This is a genomic window from Rhizobium sp. P32RR-XVIII (assembly GCF_012641395.1).
Lineage (GTDB): Bacteria > Pseudomonadota > Alphaproteobacteria > Rhizobiales > Rhizobiaceae > Rhizobium.
The window spans coordinates 690,521-708,311 of sequence record NZ_JABAIH010000001.1 but is presented as its reverse complement, the minus strand read 5'-3'; the positions used below and the strand labels follow the sequence as shown (position 1 = coordinate 708,311).

14 protein-coding genes and 1 tRNA gene are annotated in these 17,791 nt (G+C 59.6%); 3 read left to right on the top strand and 12 right to left on the bottom strand.

Annotated elements, in window-relative coordinates; translation table 11 throughout:
- Positions 1–22: 22 nt before the first annotated feature.
- The 3 genes from HGP14_RS03595 to HGP14_RS03585 form a co-directional block, all read right to left on the bottom strand.
- Complete coding sequence (locus HGP14_RS03595; RefSeq protein ID WP_168828466.1) at positions 23–1,618, bottom strand: ABC transporter substrate-binding protein; 1,596 nt, start codon at positions 1,616–1,618, stop codon at positions 23–25.
- A 332-nt stretch (positions 1,619–1,950) separates the two neighbouring features.
- Positions 1,951–2,430: an iron-responsive transcriptional regulator RirA gene (gene rirA / locus HGP14_RS03590; RefSeq protein ID WP_168828465.1), complete on the bottom strand. Its 480-nt coding sequence runs from the start codon at positions 2,428–2,430 to the stop codon at positions 1,951–1,953.
- A gap of 161 nt (positions 2,431–2,591) precedes the next feature.
- The gene (locus HGP14_RS03585) at positions 2,592–4,088 is read right to left on the bottom strand and encodes a CoA-acylating methylmalonate-semialdehyde dehydrogenase (protein ID WP_168828464.1); all 1,497 of its coding nucleotides are present in this window, start codon (positions 4,086–4,088) and stop codon (positions 2,592–2,594) included.
- 114 nt (positions 4,089–4,202) lie between these two features.
- Between HGP14_RS03585 and HGP14_RS03580 the strand changes: the two genes are divergently transcribed.
- Positions 4,203–5,084: a LysR family transcriptional regulator gene (locus HGP14_RS03580; protein ID WP_168828463.1), complete on the top strand. Its 882-nt coding sequence runs from the start codon at positions 4,203–4,205 to the stop codon at positions 5,082–5,084.
- Here HGP14_RS03580 and HGP14_RS03575 read toward each other — a convergent pair whose 3' ends face one another.
- The 5 genes from HGP14_RS03575 to HGP14_RS03555 form a co-directional block, all read right to left on the bottom strand.
- Entirely contained in the window at positions 5,085–5,246 is a 162-nt protein-coding gene (locus HGP14_RS03575) for a hypothetical protein (RefSeq protein WP_168828462.1), read from the bottom strand. It abuts the gene before it with no gap.
- Positions 5,247–5,269: 23 nt separating this feature from the next.
- Positions 5,270–5,707, bottom strand: coding sequence for a DUF4174 domain-containing protein (locus HGP14_RS03570; RefSeq protein WP_168828461.1), 438 nt, complete (start codon positions 5,705–5,707; stop codon positions 5,270–5,272).
- Between the two features lie 128 nt (positions 5,708–5,835).
- The gene (locus HGP14_RS03565; protein ID WP_168828460.1) at positions 5,836–6,078 is read right to left on the bottom strand and encodes a helix-turn-helix domain-containing protein; all 243 of its coding nucleotides are present in this window, start codon (positions 6,076–6,078) and stop codon (positions 5,836–5,838) included.
- Positions 6,079–6,271: 193 nt separating this feature from the next.
- Positions 6,272–6,348: transfer RNA gene (locus tag HGP14_RS03560), tRNA-His, on the bottom strand.
- 129 nt (positions 6,349–6,477) lie between these two features.
- Complete coding sequence (locus tag HGP14_RS03555) at positions 6,478–6,927, bottom strand: phasin (protein WP_168828459.1); 450 nt, start codon at positions 6,925–6,927, stop codon at positions 6,478–6,480.
- A 210-nt stretch (positions 6,928–7,137) separates the two neighbouring features.
- Here HGP14_RS03555 and HGP14_RS03550 point away from each other — a divergent pair, with 210 nt between their 5' ends.
- Positions 7,138–10,668: a PAS domain-containing sensor histidine kinase gene (locus HGP14_RS03550; protein WP_168828458.1), complete on the top strand. Its 3,531-nt coding sequence runs from the start codon at positions 7,138–7,140 to the stop codon at positions 10,666–10,668.
- 225 nt (positions 10,669–10,893) lie between these two features.
- Here the strand turns inward: HGP14_RS03550 and HGP14_RS03545 are convergent, their stop codons facing one another.
- Positions 10,894–12,846: an acetoacetate--CoA ligase gene (locus HGP14_RS03545; protein WP_168828457.1), complete on the bottom strand. Its 1,953-nt coding sequence runs from the start codon at positions 12,844–12,846 to the stop codon at positions 10,894–10,896.
- A 163-nt stretch (positions 12,847–13,009) separates the two neighbouring features.
- On the opposite strand from HGP14_RS03545, the gene HGP14_RS03540 reads away from it, so the two are divergent.
- Entirely contained in the window at positions 13,010–14,902 is a 1,893-nt protein-coding gene (locus tag HGP14_RS03540) for an AsmA-like C-terminal region-containing protein (RefSeq protein ID WP_168828456.1), read from the top strand.
- A gap of 1 nt (position 14,903) precedes the next feature.
- Here HGP14_RS03540 and HGP14_RS03535 read toward each other — a convergent pair whose 3' ends face one another.
- From HGP14_RS03535 to HGP14_RS03525, 3 genes are read right to left on the bottom strand one after another with little or no spacing between them, the layout of a single operon-like run.
- Complete coding sequence (locus HGP14_RS03535) at positions 14,904–15,722, bottom strand: ABC transporter permease (protein ID WP_168828455.1); 819 nt, start codon at positions 15,720–15,722, stop codon at positions 14,904–14,906.
- A 3-nt stretch (positions 15,723–15,725) separates the two neighbouring features.
- Positions 15,726–16,637 carry an ABC transporter permease subunit gene (locus HGP14_RS03530; RefSeq protein WP_168828454.1) on the bottom strand — a complete coding sequence of 304 codons (912 nt, stop codon included), beginning with the start codon at positions 16,635–16,637 and terminating at the stop codon, positions 15,726–15,728.
- Positions 16,638–16,640: 3 nt separating this feature from the next.
- A complete protein-coding gene (locus tag HGP14_RS03525) occupies positions 16,641–17,783 on the bottom strand; it encodes an ABC transporter ATP-binding protein (protein WP_168828453.1) in 1,143 nt (380 codons plus the stop codon).
- Between the last annotated feature and the right edge of the window lie 8 nt (positions 17,784–17,791).

The following is a 17,791-nucleotide window of genomic DNA, read 5'->3' as shown; positions in this document are numbered from 1 at the left end:
GGGCATTTTGCACTATTTTTCGTTATTCGGCGATATCAACGCCGTCGAAGCGGTGAACACCGACCGGATCCTGCACGAAGCCGGAAACCTTGGCGCTCATCGGGACGAATTCGGTCGAGTGGTCGAGCGTTGCCCAAGGAGCTTCCTTCTTGAAGATTACCTGAGCCTGCTCATAGAGTTTCGTACGCTCTGCGACGTCGGCCGTCTGCTTGGCCTTCGTCATCAGGTCGTCGTATTCCTTGTTGCACCACTGAGCACGGTTGTTACCACCGACTGCACTGCAGCCGAGAAGCGTGTCCATGAAGTTGTCCGGGTCGCCATTGTCGCCGGTCCAGCCGAGAATGACGGCACCGTCACGCTCCTTGGCGGAGGAGAGCTTCAGGTATTCGGCCCACTCATGGGTGACGATCTCGGCCTTGACGCCGGCTTTGGCGAGGTCAGCCTGCATCAGTTCGGCGGCGCGGCGCGCGTTCAGCATGTAGGGACGGGAGACAGGCATCGCCCAGATCTTCATGCTGAGATCCTTGACGCCAGCGGCCTCGAGCATCTTCTTGGCTTCGTCCGGATTGTATTCGTCGTCCTTGACGGCGTCGTTATAGGACCACATCGTCGGCGGGATCGGGTTCTTGGCAACCTGGGCCGAGCCCTGGAAGACCGCGTCGACGATCGCCTGCTTGTTGACCGCCATGTTGAGCGCCCTGCGGACTTCCGCCTTGTCGAAGGGTGCAACGAGCGTGTTATAGGCGAGGTAGGCGACGTTCAGGCCCGGCTGTTCCAGAACCTTGAGGTTGGAATCGGCCTTGAGATCCTTGATGTCGGCAGCGTTCGGGTAAGGCATGATGTGGCATTCGCCAGCCTTCAGCTTCTGCGCGCGCACCGATGCGTCCGAAGTGATCGCGAAAACGAGATCGTCGATCTTTTCCTTGCCCTTGAAGTAGGTGTCGTTGGCCTTGTAGCGGATGACGGCATCCGGCTGGTAGGCGACGAAGGTGAAGGGGCCGGTGCCGAGCGGCTGCTGGTTCATCTGCTCCATCTTGCCGTCGGCCTGCAGCTTATCGGCGTATTCCTTGGAGAGGACGGAGGCGAAGTCCATCGCGAGGTCGGCGATGAAGGGCGCTTCCGGATGGTTGAGCGTGAACTTGACCGTCAGGTCGTCAACCTTCTCGACCGACTTGATGAGGTCCGGGAAGCCCATGCCGGCCGCATATTCGTAGGAGCCGCCTGCGACATAGGTGTGCCACGGATTGTCGGCCTTCAGCTGGCGCTCAAAGGAGAAAACGATATCGTCGGCATTGAGGTCACGCGTCGGCGTGAAGAAGTCGGTCGTCTGGAACTTGACGCCCGGACGCAGCTTGAAGGTATAGACCGTGCCGTCGTCGGAAACGGTCCAGCTCTCGGCAAGACCCGGCTCGACCTCGGTGCTGCCGTGCTTGAATTCGACCAGGCGGCTATAGATGGTGCGCGACGTCGCATCGAATGTCGTGCCGGCGGTGTACAGGCCCGGATCGAAGCCTTCCGGCGAACCTTCAGAGCAATAGACAAGGGTTTTTGACCAGGCGGACGTTGCCATGACCGAAGCCAAGGCCGTCGCTGCCAGCAGGACGGAGAACTTTTTCATAATGGTGTTTTCCCAGCTTTGTTCTTTTGACTTTCTAGACCGGAGAGCAGCCTTCCGGTCAGCGGCACCGATGGAACGACATTTATCTACTGAAAGCAACGGTATTCGAAGGAAATTTTCCCAGTTGGACAACTTTAGAAATTTTCGGTCAAAAATAGGACTTAATTGGAAATAAACGACATGAAACGCGCTCATTTTTGTCATATTTGGTACGATTTCACACATTTAGCGTAACGGCAGAGAGCTTTGCGCGTCGAAAAAGCCGCCTCAAAAAACAAAAATCGCAGCTACTGGGCGTAGCTGCGATCATTAGGATACTCGACTATGACGTGTCAGGCTGCCGGAGCGCTGATGGCGGGCCTGCGATAGTCCTGGTCGCCTGTAAGGCCGAGAAGGAAGTTGATCTGCGGACGCGCCTTCACGAGGTCATCGATCGAATACTCGGTCAGCACATCGAAAAAGGCGTTGAGGGCCTTGCGCAGTGCCGAGTTCAAACCGCAGCTATCGACCAGAGGACATTCAACCGCGCCGTCTTCGAAGCATTCGGCCATCGCAAAGCTGTCCTCGGTGACTTTGACGACGTCAAAAAGGCTGATGTCTGCCGCCGGCTTGCCGAGGCGGACGCCGCCGTTGCGGCCGCGAACGGTTTCCACCAGGCCCGCTTTGGTGAGCGGCTGCAGAATCTTGAACAGAAAGAGCTCGGAAACCCCGTAAGCCTTGGCAATTTCAGGAATCCGGCTCAAGTGTCCTTCATTGGCAGCGCAATACATCAACATGCGAACCGCATAGTTGGTCTGCTTCGTCAAACGCATGCCGATCTCCTGAATCGTGTGGGGGCTGGAGCCTATATAGTGGCTTTGATAGTTTTGAACAATTCCAAAATATGAAATTTACATTCACGTTTGCGCGGGCCGCGGCACAAAAGCGAAACGGGCCGCAAGGGCCCGTTTCCTGGTGTGCTCTCAGAGCCGCATCATTTCATCGTCGGCATGACAAATTCGGCGCCGTCCTTGATGCCCGACGGCCAGCGGGCGGTAACCGTCTTGGTTCTGGTCCAGAACTTGATCGAGTCCATCCCGTGCTGATTGAGATCGCCGAAGCTGGAGGCTTTCCAGCCGCCGAAGGAGTGGTAGGCGAGCGGAACCGGAATCGGAACGTTGATGCCGACCATCCCGATATTGATGCGCGCGGCAAAGTCACGGGCAGCATCGCCGTCGCGGGTGTAGATCGCGACGCCGTTTCCGTATTCGTGCTTCATCGGCAGCGAGAGGGCTTCTTCATAGTTATGGGCGCGGACGACGGAGAGCACCGGCCCGAAGATTTCCGTCTTGTAGATATCCATATCCGGCGTGACGTGGTCGAACAGCGAGCCGCCGACGAAATAGCCGTCTTCATAACCCTGCAGCTTGAAGCCGCGGCCATCGACGACGAGCTTGGCCCCCTGCTCGACGCCGCGATCGATCAGGCCGTTGACGCGCGCATAGGCTTCCTTGGTGACGAGCGGACCCATGTCTGCCTTTTCATCGGTGTAAGGCCCGATACGCAGCGACTCGATCTTCGGCGTCAGCGCGTCGACGAGACGGTTTGCGGTTTCCTCACCGACCGGAACGGCAACGGAAATCGCCATGCAGCGTTCGCCGGCCGAGCCGTAACCGGCACCCATCAGCGCGTTGACGGCCTGATCCATGTCGGCGTCTGGCATGATGATCATGTGGTTCTTCGCGCCGCCGAAGCATTGGGCACGCTTGCCGTTCATTGCCGCCGTACCGTAGACGTAACGTGCGATCGGCGTGGAACCGACGAAGGTGACGGCGCCGATATCCGGATCGGTCAGGATTGCGTCGACGGCAGCCTTGTCACCGTTGACGACGTTCAGGATGCCTGCCGGAAGCCCGGCTTCGATCATCAGTTCGGCAAGACGCAGCGGAACGGACGGATCGCGCTCCGAAGGCTTGAGGATGAAAGCATTGCCGCAGGCGATCGCCGGCGCAAACATCCACATCGGGATCATCGCCGGGAAGTTGAACGGCGTAATGCCGGCACCGATGCCGACCGGCTGACGCATCGAATACATGTCGATCGCCGGGCCTGCCCCCTCGGTGAATTCACCCTTCTGCAGATGCGGAATGCCGCAGACGAACTCGCAGACTTCGAGACCACGGACGAGATCGCCCTTGGAATCTTCGACCGTCTTGCCGTGTTCGCTCGAAAGCAGAGTGGCGAGCTCGTCCATGTGCTTGTTGAGCAGTTCCACGAACCTGAAGAAGACGCGGGCGCGGCGCTGCGGATTGGTCGCTGCCCATTTCGGCTGCACTTCCCTGGCATTGGCGACGGCCGCACGAATTTCCTCGACGCCGGCCAGTGCAAGGGTCGCCTGGACTTCGCCGGTGGCCGGATTGAAGACGTTGCTGCTGCGGCCGCTTTTGCCCGCGACATGCTTGCCGCCAATGAAATGACCGATCTCACGCATGGATGTGCCTCCTCTTTTATTCCTTCAGATGGCGCACAATCGCACTTCAATTTGCACAAATCAATGAGTTCGGATAAGCAACCGTTGTGCAAAAATTAAAGTCAAAGGTGTGCTTTGGACTGGGATGATGTGCGTATGTTTCTCGCCGTCGCGCGCACCGGGCAGATTCTAGGCGCCTCGAAGCGACTGGGCGTAAACCACGCGACGCTCAGCCGCCGCATGACCACGCTCGAAGAGCGGCTGAAGAGCCGCCTTCTCATCCGGCGGACCAATGGCTGCGAACTGACGGCCGAAGGCGAGGTCTTTCTGCACGCCGCCGAGCGCATGGAAACGGAGATGCTGCGGGCGCAGGCGGGTATCGGACGCCTGGACAGCACGATTGCCGGCACGGTCCGCATCGGCGCGCCCGACGGCTTCGGCGTCTCCTTTCTCGCGCCGCGTCTCGGCAAGCTTATCAAGCGGCATCCGGAGCTTCGCATCCAGCTGGTGCCGGTGCCCCGCTCATTCTCGCTCTCGCAGCGCGAAGCCGATATCGCGATCACCTTGGAGCGGCCGGAACAGGGCCGTCTCGTTTCGTCGAAACTCACCGACTATACGCTCGGCCTTTACGCATCGCGCGGCTATCTTGCTACCAACGGCGATCCCTTGGATGTCGACGGCCTGAAAGCTCATCCCCGGATCGGCTATGTCGAGGATCTGATTTTCACGCCTTCGCTCAATTTCTCCGGCGTGGTGATGCGCAGCTGGGATGCGTCCTTCGAGATATCGACGGCGATCGGGCAGACCGAAGCGGTGCGATCCGGAGCCGGCATCGGCATCCTGCATGACTATATCGCCCGGCAATATGACGAACTGGTTCGGATCTTGCCCACTGTTTCCATCAAACGCGCCTACTGGACGACGTATCACGAGAGCGCCCGCGATCTGGTGCGCGTGCGCACCGTTGCCGACTTCCTGCAGGAACTGGTGAGCGTCGAGCGGCAGACATTTCTTTGATCAGCAGGCCTGCTTGGCTGGCTCTTCGTTTTCGTCCGGATTGGGATTGGGCGCCTCGTCCGGCAGCCGGTCGGGTTCCGGCTCCTTGATCGGTGGTATCGGCTTCCAGCCCGGTAAGGGCATCGGCGGCTGATCGGGGATAGGTTCGTTGGGAACGGACATATCCTGCTCCTTCCGTCTTCTACTTAGATGTCGGGCGTTAGGGAATCCGCTGCCCGGATGGGCATGCTGTCGATGATGGCGAAGAGCTCAACGTTGCTCACCGGCTCGCTCACCTTGAGCTTGACGGTTCCGTCCTTGCCTATCAAGACAGCTCCGAACTCGCCGCTCTCGGGGACGTCGAGCTCCTTTCGGATCGTTTGTTCGTCCAGGTTTTCGCCTGCACCGAAGACAGGCTTGATCGAACTGCCGGAGATCTTGAGAACGACCATGTGCCGCTCCTCCAAGCCGGGGCGATCGGCGAGCAGCTGGTTCTCCTGGCGGGCGGCGCGGCTGTTGTCTTTGTCGGCGAAGATGACCATGACACGGTTCCGCCACCGGAACTGCTCAAGGCTTTCAAGCGCCGCCTTGCCGCCTTCGGTCTCTTCCACCTTCGTTGCACCGTAAAGAAGCTCTCTCGACATTCTCATTCTCCCGTCCACTTTAGAACGAATGGAGGAAGAAGCCGGTTCCATGAATTCGGGAGCGTGGAAAAGCCAACGAAAAAACCGGCCTGTTCGGCCGGCTTTTTCGGTCCCTTCACAATGCAATCTTACATGGGAATGAAGGCAGACACCGGAACCTGCAAGGCGGCGGCAATACGCTTCAGCTTCGCCGGATCGGCATCTTTGCCATTTTCAATGTCGATGATCTCACTTTCGACGAGGCCGCAAGTCTCCGCCAGATCATCGACGCTGTAGCCAACGGCTTCACGCGCCTTCCTGACCTCGGCAGCGACGTTGATTGCGGAAACGGTCGCTTTGGATTCATCCAGATTTTTAAGGGAAATGGACATTAAAGTCTCCTTCTTAAAAGCACCCTGATGTAACCCCCGGCACAAAATGGCACTCCGGCTCACATTTTGCAACGCAACATTACAGAAAGTTTACTAACGCTGCGGTCGCAGATAGGCGGCAGGGGTCAGAGGGCAAGTGTCGGTCAACGATAAGCCAGACGCTTGATACGATGAACTCGAGTTTGAGAAGAAATGGTACGGTTGGGGGGTCTCGAACCTCCGACCTCAGGTGCCACAAACCTGCGCTCTAACCAACTGAGCTACAACCGCACAAGTCGCGCCGGGCGCGACGGGGGTCACATACGAGGACTTGGAAATTAATTCAAGCCCTATCTGCCCCAATATACAAAAAGGCTGGATATACGGTCCAGCCTTTTATTCGATCGTAGCCGGTGCTGATCAGGCCGCCTTGAACGAAGCCATGACCTTGTCGGCGGCTTCCTTGGCAGGCTTTGTGACCTTCTCGGCAACCTGCTTCGAGGTTTCCTGCATCGACTTCGCCTGCTCGACCGTCACCTCTGCCTGCTTGCGTAGGAAAGTGGTGTGGAGTTCGACAAGTTCTGCGACCGACTTCACGCCGAGCAGCGCTTCCATGTAGGAGAGCGAGTTTTCAGCGTTCGTGCGGAGCGCATCGATCGCCTTCAGGCCGATTTCGACGGTGCCGGCCTGCGCATTCTGAACGGTCGCTTCGAGAGTCTTGCCGGCGTCTTCGCCTGCAGCCTTCATCTTGGCATAGGCCTCGCGCGACTGCTCGGCGCCCTTTTCAGCGAAATCACGGAAGGATTCGGCGAATTTCGTCGGGTCGAAGGACGACATTGAAAAAACCTCGTTGGTCTTTATGGTAGCCATCTGCATTAAACTCCTTGGGTCCCGGAGATAGTTGCCCGGTAGTTTCGATAAATCTCATATAGAGGAGTTTATTGTGCGTTGCAACATAATTGTGCGTCGCACAACGCATTAACCTTTTCACCCGAAAGCCAGGCGCCAAGCTGGACCGGTTTCCGGCGCGTCGTTATTAATAGAGCGTTAATTTAAAGAGGCCGAGGGACCGGTTCCGACATGCCCGCAGTCCAGTACCCGTTCATCGACATTGCCGTGCATCAGCGGGTGCGGGAACGCTTTGCGCGCGGCGAAGCGATCGCCCTTTTTTCGGCAGATCTTTCCCGCCTGCTCTGGGCGAACGGCGCCGGCGCGGAACTCTTCGGCCAGACGGCAGTCTACGACCTTCTCGATCAGGGCGTAAACCGCGCGGATATCACCTTTCGGCAGCTGGAGACGACGGCACGCCAGCTCGCCACGGTTGGCGACAGCCGGGACCTCATGATCCGGATCGCCAAGGGCTTCCAGCGTGTCCCAGCCAAGGCAACGGCCGAGCTGATCGGCCTTTCCTCCGGCGAACGAGCCATTCTCTTCTCGGTGCCTGTTTCCTCAAGGCCTCTTCCTGCCGCGCAAGCCGCAGTGCAGATGCTTCAGGGGCTCGACGACCCCGATACTCATATGGCCGTTATCGGCGCGGAAGGCGAAGTCATTGCCTCTTCGCCCGGTTATGCATCGCTTGGCATCACCGGGCAGACGGCAAAGATGCTGACGCGCCTGGCAGGCGCCCATCCCGACCGGCTTGTTAAGCGGCCCGTCGCCACCGGCAAGGGCTACCTACCGGCTGCCATCGGCAAGCTCAGCGATGAACCGGCCCTCAACCTACTGTTCGCCGTCGAAACCGTAATCGGCCATCTCGATCCGATCGAGACGCCGGCACAAGAGGAAGCGTTATCCACAGCCACCGTTAACCATACCGGGAACCCGGGGAGCGAAAAATTCCACCAGGCGCTCGATGCGGTCGCGCGTATCGAGGATGTGGAAGAAACGCTGGAGAACGTGGCCGAAAACGAGGAAATCGGACCTGCCGCCGAAGCTGGAAACGAGCCGGTAGCCGATGGCGCCGAACAGGATGAACTTATCTTTGCCGAACCGGAAAACGTGCTCACCGATGATGCTGGGCACGCGGCTATCAACAGCGCGGAACCGGAAACTGGAACGCAGCCTTTGGGCGTCGAGCAGCCTGAGCCTGCCGGAGAGAACCCAGGGCGCGAGATCGCGGAGCAGCCGGCTTCCAAGCCTTCCGGAACAGATGAGATTGCCGCCCCGCCGGCGGCGGAGGGCTTTACATTCAGGCCCAACAGCCGTGCCACGCGTTTCGTCTGGAAGATCAACGCTGACGGGCACTTCAGCGAAGTATCCGCCGAATTCGCCGCTGCCGTTGGTCCGCATGCGGCAAATATTATCGGCGTTGCCTTCAGCGACATTGCGGCGCTCTTCAATCTCGATCCCGAAGGCAAGATCACCGAGGCGCTTGAGCGCCGGGACACCTGGTCCGGCAAGACGATCCACTGGCCCGTCGAGGGAACGAGCCTGATCGTTCCTGTCGACCTCGCGGCGCTGCCGACTTATACGCGTGCCCGGGAATTCGACGGCTTCCGGGGTTTCGGCGTTGTGCGGCTTTCCGACGCGACCGAGGATCCGCTGGCACTCGGCCTCGCGCTCGGCCCGGATACCCTGGACCACGATGTGGCCAGCCCTGATCAATTGCCGGAAGCGGCTGCGGAACAAGTTGCCCCGGCGGCATCGGAGGCACAACCTGCGTCCGATGCTTCGGAAGGCACGCCGGAGCCGCAGAAGGCGGCTGAACCCGTGCCTGTTGAAGGGCCGCCGGTCCTGCGAATGGTACAGACGCCGAGCCGCCGGCTGACGGATAAGATCGTTCAGATCCATGGCGCAGGCCCGAGCCTCAGCGTCGCCGAACAGGCAAACTTCCGCGAGATCGCAAAGCGCCTCGAAGCCTTCGGCGTTCGCAACGAGGAGGCGCCGGCTCAGAACGAACCGGAAGAGCCTGCAGGCGAAGCTGCGCCGGAGGAGACAATCTTCGAAAGCGCCAGCGCGCCGAGCGACGAACCTGCCGGAGCCCCAAAAGCGGCGGACCGGCCTGCCGAATCGTCCGAACAGAATGACGACGACGCCACCGAAGGCCTGCACGAGACCTTCAGCCCTATGCAGGTGCTGAGCAGCGCCATTCCGCCGCGCGTGAAGATGACGGGCGGGCTATCGGCCGACACGGTCGATCAGTTGCCGCTTGCCGTGCTGATCCACGCCGGCGATGCGCTGCTCCATGCCAATCCCGAATTCATGCGCCTGACCGGTTATGCTTCGCTCGCCGAGTTGAGCGACGTCGGCGGGATCGACGCCCTGCTTCAGCGCCGCGACCTGGAAGGGCGCCCGGGCACGATGATGCTTGTTACCGCCGACGATACTCTCGTGCCGGTAACAGCCCGGCTGCAATCGATCCGCTGGGAAGAATCCAGCGCGCTGATGCTCGCGCTGATGCCGGTCGAAGCAAGCGACGCGACTCCGATGCGGAGCGTAGAAGTGCCCGCGGAAACCCGCTCAGAGAACCGGATGGTCGAGAAGGTCGCCAAGTTGCAGATCGAAGTGGAGGAGCTTCGTTCGATCCTGGAAACGGCGACCGACGGGGTTGTCGTCATCGGCGCCGAGGGCCACATCCGCTCGATGAACCGCTCGGCAAGCGCGCTTTTCAACTTTGATGAAGAAGAAACGCGCGGCAAGCCATTCGTGATGCTCTTTGCGCATGAGAGCCAGAAGGCGGTGCTCGACTATCTGCACGGCCTCTCCGGCCATGGCGTCGCGAGCGTTCTGAACGACGGGCGGGAAGTGATCGGCCGCGAGGCGTCCGGCGGGTTCGTGCCGCTGTTCATGACCATGGGCCGGCTTACCTCTTCCAATGGCTATTGCGCCGTGATCCGCGATATCACCCAGTGGAAGCGGACCGAGGAAGAGCTTCGCAGCGCCAAGGGTGCCGCTGAAACGGCAAACGCCCATAAGACGGACTTCCTGGCGCGCATCAGCCATGAGATCCGTACGCCGCTCAACGCCATCATCGGCTTCTCGGACATGATGGCGAGCGAGCGCTTCGGGCCAATCGGTCATCCGCGCTACATCGAATACGCCAACGACATCGGCCGCTCGGGCCGCCATGTGCTCGATATCGTCAACGATCTTCTCGATATCTCAAAGATCGAGGCCGGCGAGATGGACCTTGATTTCGCGGCCGTCGGTCTCAACGACGCCATTTCCGAAGCCGTGGCGCTGGTGCAACCGCAGGCGAACGGTCAACGCGTCATCATCCGCACGGCGCTATCGCAGTCGGTTCCGAACGTCGTTGCCGATCTCCGCTCCATCAAGCAGATCGCGCTTAACATCCTCTCCAACGCAATCCGCTTTACACCACCGGGCGGCCAGATTGTTGTCTCCACGTCATATGAACCAAACGGAAGCGTCGTGCTGCGTGTCCGCGACACCGGCATCGGCATGACGCGGAGCGAACTCGACCAGGCAATGAAGCCGTTCCGGCAAGTTTCTGCCCACGCGCGCCACCGAGGCGACGGTACCGGTCTCGGCCTGCCGCTGACCAAGGCGATGGTCGATGCGAACCGGGCGACTTTCTCGATCAATTCGGCGCCCAACGAAGGTACGCTGGTGGAAATCACATTCCCGTCTCAGCGGGTGCTGGCAGGCTGAACCAAAAAAGGCAGCCGAAGAGGCTGCCTGAAATTTGGTGCTGTTCAACAAAGAGCTTAGTCGTACAACGTCATGTTTCGGGGGCCCGAAGGCGCCAAGCTGCATCGTTCATGCGCAGCCCCAAGTTGGTTTCACCTTTGACAAACCTTTCTTAACAAAAGGTATCCGAGCCAGCTTATCTCTCGCAGGTGAAAGCTTGCAGTTTCCGCCGCATTTTACGGAAACCTACACCCGCAGTTCTTCAATCCCGACAAAAAGGTCGAGTGCCTCGGGATTGGCCAGCGCCTCCTTGTTTTTCACCGGCCGGCCATGCACGACTTCGCGGACCGCGAGTTCGACGATCTTGCCGGATTTCGTGCGCGGAATATCGCGAACGGCGATGATCTTTGCAGGGACATGGCGGGGCGAGGCACCGGTGCGAATGCGGGCCTTGATGGTTTTGACGAGGTCATCCGTCAATGTGACACCCGGCGCGAGACGAACGAAGAGCACGACGCGCACGTCATCATCCCACTCCTGGCCGATGCACAGCGCCTCGGCCACCTCTTCCATCTGCTCGACCTGATTGTAGATCTCGGCAGTACCGATACGCACCCCGCCGGGATTGAGCGTCGCGTCGGAACGGCCATGGATGACAAGGCCGTCATGCTCCGTCCATTCGGCGAAATCGCCGTGGCACCAGATATTGTCGAAGCGCTCGAAATAGGCGGCCTTGTATTTCGCACCGTCGGGATCGTTCCAGAAGCCGACCGGCATCGACGGGAAGGCCTTGGTGCAGACCAGTTCTCCCTTCTGCTGGCGGACCGGGTTGCCTTCGTCATCCCATACGTCGACGGCAAGGCCGAGGCCCGCGCCCTGGATTTCGCCGCGCCAGACCGGCTGCAGCGGATTGCCGAGTACAAAACAGGAGACGATGTCGGTGCCGCCCGAGATGGAGGCAAGCTGGATATCTTCCTTGATGCCCTCATAGACGAAGGTGAAGCCTTCGGGCGAAAGCGGCGAGCCGGTCGACGTCATGAGACGCAAGCTCGAAAGATCGTGCGTGGTGCGCGGCGTCAAACCACTCTTTCGCACCGCGTCGATATACTTGGCAGAGGTACCGAAGACCGCGAACTTTTCCGCTTGTGCATAGTCGAACAATACGTTGCCATCAGGCGCGAAAGGCGAGCCGTCGAACAAACAGAGGGTGGCGCCGGCGGCAAGTCCGCTCACCAGCCAGTTCCACATCATCCAGCCGCATGTCGTGAAATAGAAGAGCTTTTCGCCGGGCTTGATGCCGCAATGCAGGCGCTGCTCCTTCAAATGCTGCAGCAGGGTGCCGCCGGCGGAATGAACGATGCATTTCGGCACGCCCGTCGTGCCGGACGAGAAGAGAATGTAGAGCGGATGTGCAAAGGGCAGCTGGGCGAACTCGACGGCCTTCGGCTGGTATGGCTCGATGAATTGTTCGAGCGTCTTGGCCTTCGGCGCCTCGTTCGCGACTGCGTCGGCATCGCCGGCATAATGGACGATGACTGCCGGAACGCCGAGGCTCTTCGTGACCGCCGTGACCTTCGTCTTAACATCCTGCAGCTTGCCGCCATACCAATAGGCGTCGCAGGCTATGAAGAGTTTCGGGCCGATCTGTCCGAAACGATCGAGCACGCCCTGTTCGCCGAAATCGGGCGAGCAGGACGACCATATGGCACCGATCGAGGCGGCCGCCAGCATGCAGGCAACGGTCTCCGGCATGTTCGGCATCATCGCAGCGATGCGGTCCCCCTCCCCGATGCCGAGCGCGCGATAGGCCTGCTGCAGCTGTGAGACCAGCGCACGCAGCCGATCCCAGGACCAGCGGTCTTCTACCTTGTCCTCGCCGCGAAAGACGATGGCATCCGCTTCCCCCTCGCTCGACAGCAGGTTTTCCGCGAAGTTCAATCTCGCATCGGGAAAGAAGCGGGCTTTCAGCATGAGATCGCCGTCGGTGAGCGTTCGCGCGCCTCGCTCCCCCTTCACCTCACAGAATGCCCAGACCGAGATCCAGAACTTTTCACGCTCGGCAATCGACCAGGCGTGAAGCTGCGGATAGGTTTCGAGGTTCAGGCCGAACTCGGCGTTGCAGCGCTGCATGAACGCGTACATCGGGCTTGCGTCGATCGATCCCCTCGAAGGTACCCAAAGCGGCACGATATCGCTCATTCAATCTCCTCCCTCTTTTCCGCTATATACCATGCTGCATTGCATTATAAAGTGTGCATTGCATTGAGCGCCTCGTCGGGGGATTTGCATAGATCCGCCATTTCATATATCCGGCCAAATCTGCACTTAACGGGTAAGCAGCTCAAAAATACTGGCGAAACTTATGGGTACGTCAAGACAACCAAAATGGCGGCGAAAGATGGTACCCTTGTCCCGCTGGCTGCCGGGCGTTGCCCGTATTGCAACGAGCCTCGTGCTGATTGCCGCACTCATTTTCGTGGCGCTGCGCGTTGCCGCGCCTTACCTGGTTTCGACCGGGCTGGTGCGCACCGGCATTGAGAACCAGCTATCGAAATGGACCGGGTACCATGCCGAGATCAAGGGCACGCCGGTTCTGGAGTTCTGGCCGACGCCGCGCATAACGCTGAACCAGATCACCATCCGCCAGCCTAAGGGCCGCGGGGATAAGCTGCTCGGCACAATCGACAGCCTTTCAGCCGACTTCAGCCTTATCGACGCGATCCGAGGCAGCGCCAGCTTTCACGAATTTCACCTCCTACGCCCCAATCTTTCTCTCACTCGCGATCAACAGGGTCTGATCGACTGGACCTATGCGGGGCAGCTGGCGAAGGCGATTGCCAGAGCGCGGCAGGAAGGTGGTGCGGAAGTCCTCGATGAAAGGCATGACGCGCCGATCGGCACCATCACTGTCGAGGACGGTACGTTCAACGTCGCAGATCTTGCGAGCGGCAAGACCTACCATTTCGAGGACGTGAGCGCGGATGTCAGCTGGCCACGGCTTTCAAGCCCGATGACAGCGGTGCTGATCGCCAGGACGGGCGGCGAGGATTTGAAACTCGACTTCTCTTCCAGAAGCCCACTGCTGGTGTTTGATGGCAAGGTTGCCGACATCAAGACTTCGCTCAACTCCAGCCTCATGACGGCGGAGTTCACCGGCCTTGGCAGCATAGCAAGTCTCGCCGGCGTATCCGGCAACATGGCGGTCAACGTTCCTGATGTACCGGCGCTATTGACTTGGTCAGGCAAGTCCATCCCGGGGGTCGAGACCCTGAGATCGTTCTCGATCCAGGGTGACATCTTTTCGACCGGCAATGCCCTGCGTTTCAACAATGTCGCGCTTGGGCTCAACGGCGCAAACGCAACCGGCGTACTGGATGTTTCGCTACGGCCAAACCAGCGGTCAAGACTTGGCGGCACGTTGGCGTTCGATAGCGTAAATCTGCAGCCTTTCTTCGACGCGTTCGCCCTGCGCCTGGCCGCCGGTGAGGCTGGAGCGCCGGAAGACGGCGGTTCATTGCAGAACCTCGATGTCGACCTCAGGTTTTCCACCAAGGAAATGCAGCTTCCGCCTTTCCGGCTTGCCGATGTCGGCGCGAGCATCATCGTGTCCAGCAACGAAGCCAAATTCGATATTGGCGACAGCCAGTTTGAAGGCGGCGAGATGACGGCGCATCTGGAAGCGATGCGAGGCGACTTCGACGGCGGCGGCAAGCTGCAGATCTCCATCCGCGGCGCAGATTTCGCAGGGCTGATCGAGCGACTGCAATTGAAGGGCTCCTGGCCGCTTGCGACCGGCTCGCTCGACATTTCCTTGAAAACCGGCAAGCCGATCTGGACGGCGCGCGCCGCCGACGTGTCCGGGCAGTTGGCTTTCCATACTAACGCCGGGTCAATCCGTGGTATCGATGTGGCAGCTATCCGGGGCCGGGCCACCCAGCAGCAGTTCTTTCCGCTCAGCGCCGTTTCCGGCGAGAATTTCAACTTCAACCAACTCGATATGACGGCCACCTTTGCAGGCGGATCAGCGGAGCTTCGCGGCGTGAACATTCAAGGCCCCGACGAGACGCTGACGCTTTCGGGCATCATTCCATATGAATCCGATGGGCTGGCGCTGTCCGGCTCGCTGCAGGCGACGGATGACACCAGAGCGGCGGAGTTTCCGCTTTTGCCGTTCTTCGTCGGAGGCTCTTGGCTGAACCCGGTGATTTCGCCGGTGCCGGTGATCAATCAGCAGGCGACTGGCAACTCCCCTTGATTCAGGCTGCGGCGGCGGCCGCGCGCTCGTCGCGCTCCCGCTGCACCTCGCGCCGCTTGGTAATGATCGAGGCGCCAATCACGCCAAACGCCACGAGGGCGATCAAGATCGTGCAAACCGCGTTGATTTCCGGCGTTACGCCGAGGCGCACCTGGCTATAGATCTTCATTGGCAAAGTGGTGGCACCGGGTCCCGACGTGAAGCTCGATGTGACGAGGTCGTCGATCGAAAGGATGAAGGCGAGAAGCCAACCCGAGAAGACAGCCGGTGCGATGATCGGTAGGGTGATCTCGAAGAAAGTACGGATCGGCGGGGCGCCGAGATCCATCGCCGCCTCCTCGATCGAACGGTCGAAGCTCAGCAGCCGCGACTGTACGACGACCGCAACGAAACTCATGGTGAACGTCGTATGCGCCAGCGTGATCGTCCAGAACCCGCGATCCAGACCGATCGCGACGAAGAGCAGGAGCATGGAGAGCCCGGTGATCACCTCGGGCATGACGAGAGGCGCGTAAACCATGCCGGAGAACAGGATGCGGCCGCGAAAGCGCGTGTAACGCACCAGCGCGATGGCTGCGAGCGTACCCAGAATCGTAGCGAGCGTCGCGGAAAGCACGCCGACCCGCACCGTCACCCAGGCGGCATCGAGCAAAGCTTGGTTATACAGCAACTGGACATACCATTTTGTCGAGAAGCCGCCCCAGACCGTGACAAGCTTTGATTCGTTGAATGAAAAGATCACGAGCAACACGATCGGCAGATAGAGGAAGGCGAAGCCGAGCGTAACCGAGACGATATTGAAGCGCGTCCATTTCAACATGGCTTACCTCCCCTGCTCGTCTGCTTTGGCCTGCGCATTCTGGAAGAACACGATGGGGATCACGAGGATCATAAGCAGGATCGTCGCGACGGCCGAAGAGACCGGCCAATCGCGGTTCGAATTGAACTCGTTCCAGAGCGTCTTGCCGATCATCAGCGTTTCGGATCCGCCGAGCAGGTCGGGGATGACGAATTCACCAACGGCCGGAATGAAGACGAGCATGCAGCCGGCAATAACTCCGGGAAGCGAAAGCGGAAATGTCACGCGCCAGAAGGCGGTGATCGGCGGGCAGCCGAGATCCTGTGCTGCCTCGATCAACGTGCCATCCATTTTCTCAAGCGAGGAATAGAGCGGTAGCACCATGAACGGCAGGTAGGAGTAGACGATGCCGATATAGACCGCGATGTTGGTGTTCAGGATGATGAGCGGGCTATGGATGACGCCGGTGGCCAGCAGGAGCTGATTGAGCAGACCTTCAGGCTTGAGGATCGCGATCCAGGCATAGACGCGGATCAGGAAACTCGTCCAGAACGGCAGGATGACGAGCATGAGAAGGGTCGGACGGATGCTGCGTGGCGCCTGCGCCATGCCATAGGCGATCGGGTAAGCGATGAGCAGCGTCAGGAATGTCGAGATCGCGGCAATCACGACGCTCGATACGTAGGCGTTGAAATACAGCGGATCATCGATCAGGAAGCCGTAGTTTTCGAATGAAAACTCCGACACGTTGTCCCAGAAACCAGACCAGCCATCACTGAATGAAAAGACGGGGGTGTAGGGCGGCATGGCGATCGCCGTCGCCGACATCGAGATGCGGAACACGATGAAGAACGGCGCAAGGAAGAAGAGCAGCAGCCAGGCATAGGGAACGATGATCACTAGGCGGCTGTAAACGGCAGAACCGAGCTTGCCCATCGATCAATCCCTCAAAAGCACGCCGGCGTCTTCGGCAAAGGATATCCAGACTTCCTGATCGTAGGTGAAAGGATCATCCACCGCGCGCTGCGCATTGAGCGAGGAGGCCTTCACGATCTCGCCATTCTTCAGCTTGATGTGGAAAACCGTCATGTCGCCGAGATAGCCGATATCCCACAGTTCGCCGGAGGCCGTATTGACCGAAGGGTTCGACGGCGGATGACGGAGCACCTTGAGTTTTTCGGGACGGATCGCAAAGCCGGCGCTGCTGCCCTTGGCGGGCATGTCCGAAGCGGCCACCTTGATGGTAAAGCCGGCATCCACGGCGAGCTCGACATTCGTGCCATCGGCCGAGACAACCTTGCCGTCGAAGATATTCACGTCGCCGATGAAGTCGGCAACGAAACGGGAGTTCGGCGCCTCGTAGATTTCGGCAGGTGTTGCAACCTGGATGACCTTGCCGTGGCTCATGACGGCAATACGGTCTGCCATCGTCATTGCCTCTTCCTGATCGTGCGTGACGACGACGAAGGTCAAGCCGAGGTTCTGCTGCAGGTCCATGAGTTCGAACTGGGTCTCTTCCCGCAGTTTCTTATCGAGTGCGCCGAGCGGTTCGTCGAGCAGCAAAACCTTCGGGCGTTTGGCTAGCGAGCGGGCGAGCGCCACGCGCTGCCGTTGACCGCCGGAAAGCTGGTTCGGTCTTCGGGAGGCAAACTGTTCCAGCTTCACCATCTTCAGCATCTGCGAAACTCGCGCGGCAATCTCGTCCTTCGTCATGCCATCCTGGCGGAGGCCGAAGGCGACATTCTTCTCGACCGTCATATGGGGGAACAGCGCATAGGACTGGAACATCATGTTGACCGGCCGCTTGTAAGGCGGCGTTCCGGCCAAGTCCGTACCGTCGAGGATCACCTCACCGGAGGTCGGTTGCTCGAAGCCCGCCAGCATGCGCAGCAGCGTTGACTTGCCGCAGCCCGACGCGCCGAGGAGAGCGAAGAACTCACGGTGATAGATATTCAGCGAAAGGTCATCCACCGCGGTAAAATCGCCGAACTTCTTCGTTACGTTCTTGAAAGCAATAAAGGGCTTGGAAGCCGGATCGGCCCAAGGGGCGAAGGTGCGGCGAATATTACCAAGTGACTTCATCTGGTTCC

What these genes read in the sequence shown, in the direction of transcription:
- HGP14_RS03595 (WP_168828466.1), bottom strand. Translation starts at nt 1,618, where the DNA reads ATGAAAAAGTTCTCCGTCCTGCTGGCAGCGACGGCCTTGGCTTCGGTC.
- rirA (WP_168828465.1), bottom strand. Translation starts at nt 2,430, where the DNA reads ATGCGTTTGACGAAGCAGACCAACTATGCGGTTCGCATGTTGATGTAT.
- HGP14_RS03585 (WP_168828464.1), bottom strand. Translation starts at nt 4,088, where the DNA reads ATGCGTGAGATCGGTCATTTCATTGGCGGCAAGCATGTCGCGGGCAAA.
- HGP14_RS03575 (WP_168828462.1), bottom strand. Translation starts at nt 5,246, where the DNA reads ATGTCCGTTCCCAACGAACCTATCCCCGATCAGCCGCCGATGCCCTTA.
- HGP14_RS03570 (WP_168828461.1), bottom strand. Translation starts at nt 5,707, where the DNA reads ATGTCGAGAGAGCTTCTTTACGGTGCAACGAAGGTGGAAGAGACCGAA.
- HGP14_RS03565 (WP_168828460.1), bottom strand. Translation starts at nt 6,078, where the DNA reads ATGTCCATTTCCCTTAAAAATCTGGATGAATCCAAAGCGACCGTTTCC.
- HGP14_RS03555 (WP_168828459.1), bottom strand. Translation starts at nt 6,927, where the DNA reads ATGGCTACCATAAAGACCAACGAGGTTTTTTCAATGTCGTCCTTCGAC.
- HGP14_RS03550 (WP_168828458.1), top strand. Translation starts at nt 7,138, where the DNA reads ATGCCCGCAGTCCAGTACCCGTTCATCGACATTGCCGTGCATCAGCGG.
- HGP14_RS03545 (WP_168828457.1), bottom strand. Translation starts at nt 12,846, where the DNA reads ATGAGCGATATCGTGCCGCTTTGGGTACCTTCGAGGGGATCGATCGAC.
- HGP14_RS03540 (WP_168828456.1), top strand. Translation starts at nt 13,010, where the DNA reads ATGGGTACGTCAAGACAACCAAAATGGCGGCGAAAGATGGTACCCTTG.
- HGP14_RS03535 (WP_168828455.1), bottom strand. Translation starts at nt 15,722, where the DNA reads ATGTTGAAATGGACGCGCTTCAATATCGTCTCGGTTACGCTCGGCTTC.
- HGP14_RS03530 (WP_168828454.1), bottom strand. Translation starts at nt 16,637, where the DNA reads ATGGGCAAGCTCGGTTCTGCCGTTTACAGCCGCCTAGTGATCATCGTT.
- HGP14_RS03525 (WP_168828453.1), bottom strand. Translation starts at nt 17,783, where the DNA reads ATGAAGTCACTTGGTAATATTCGCCGCACCTTCGCCCCTTGGGCCGAT.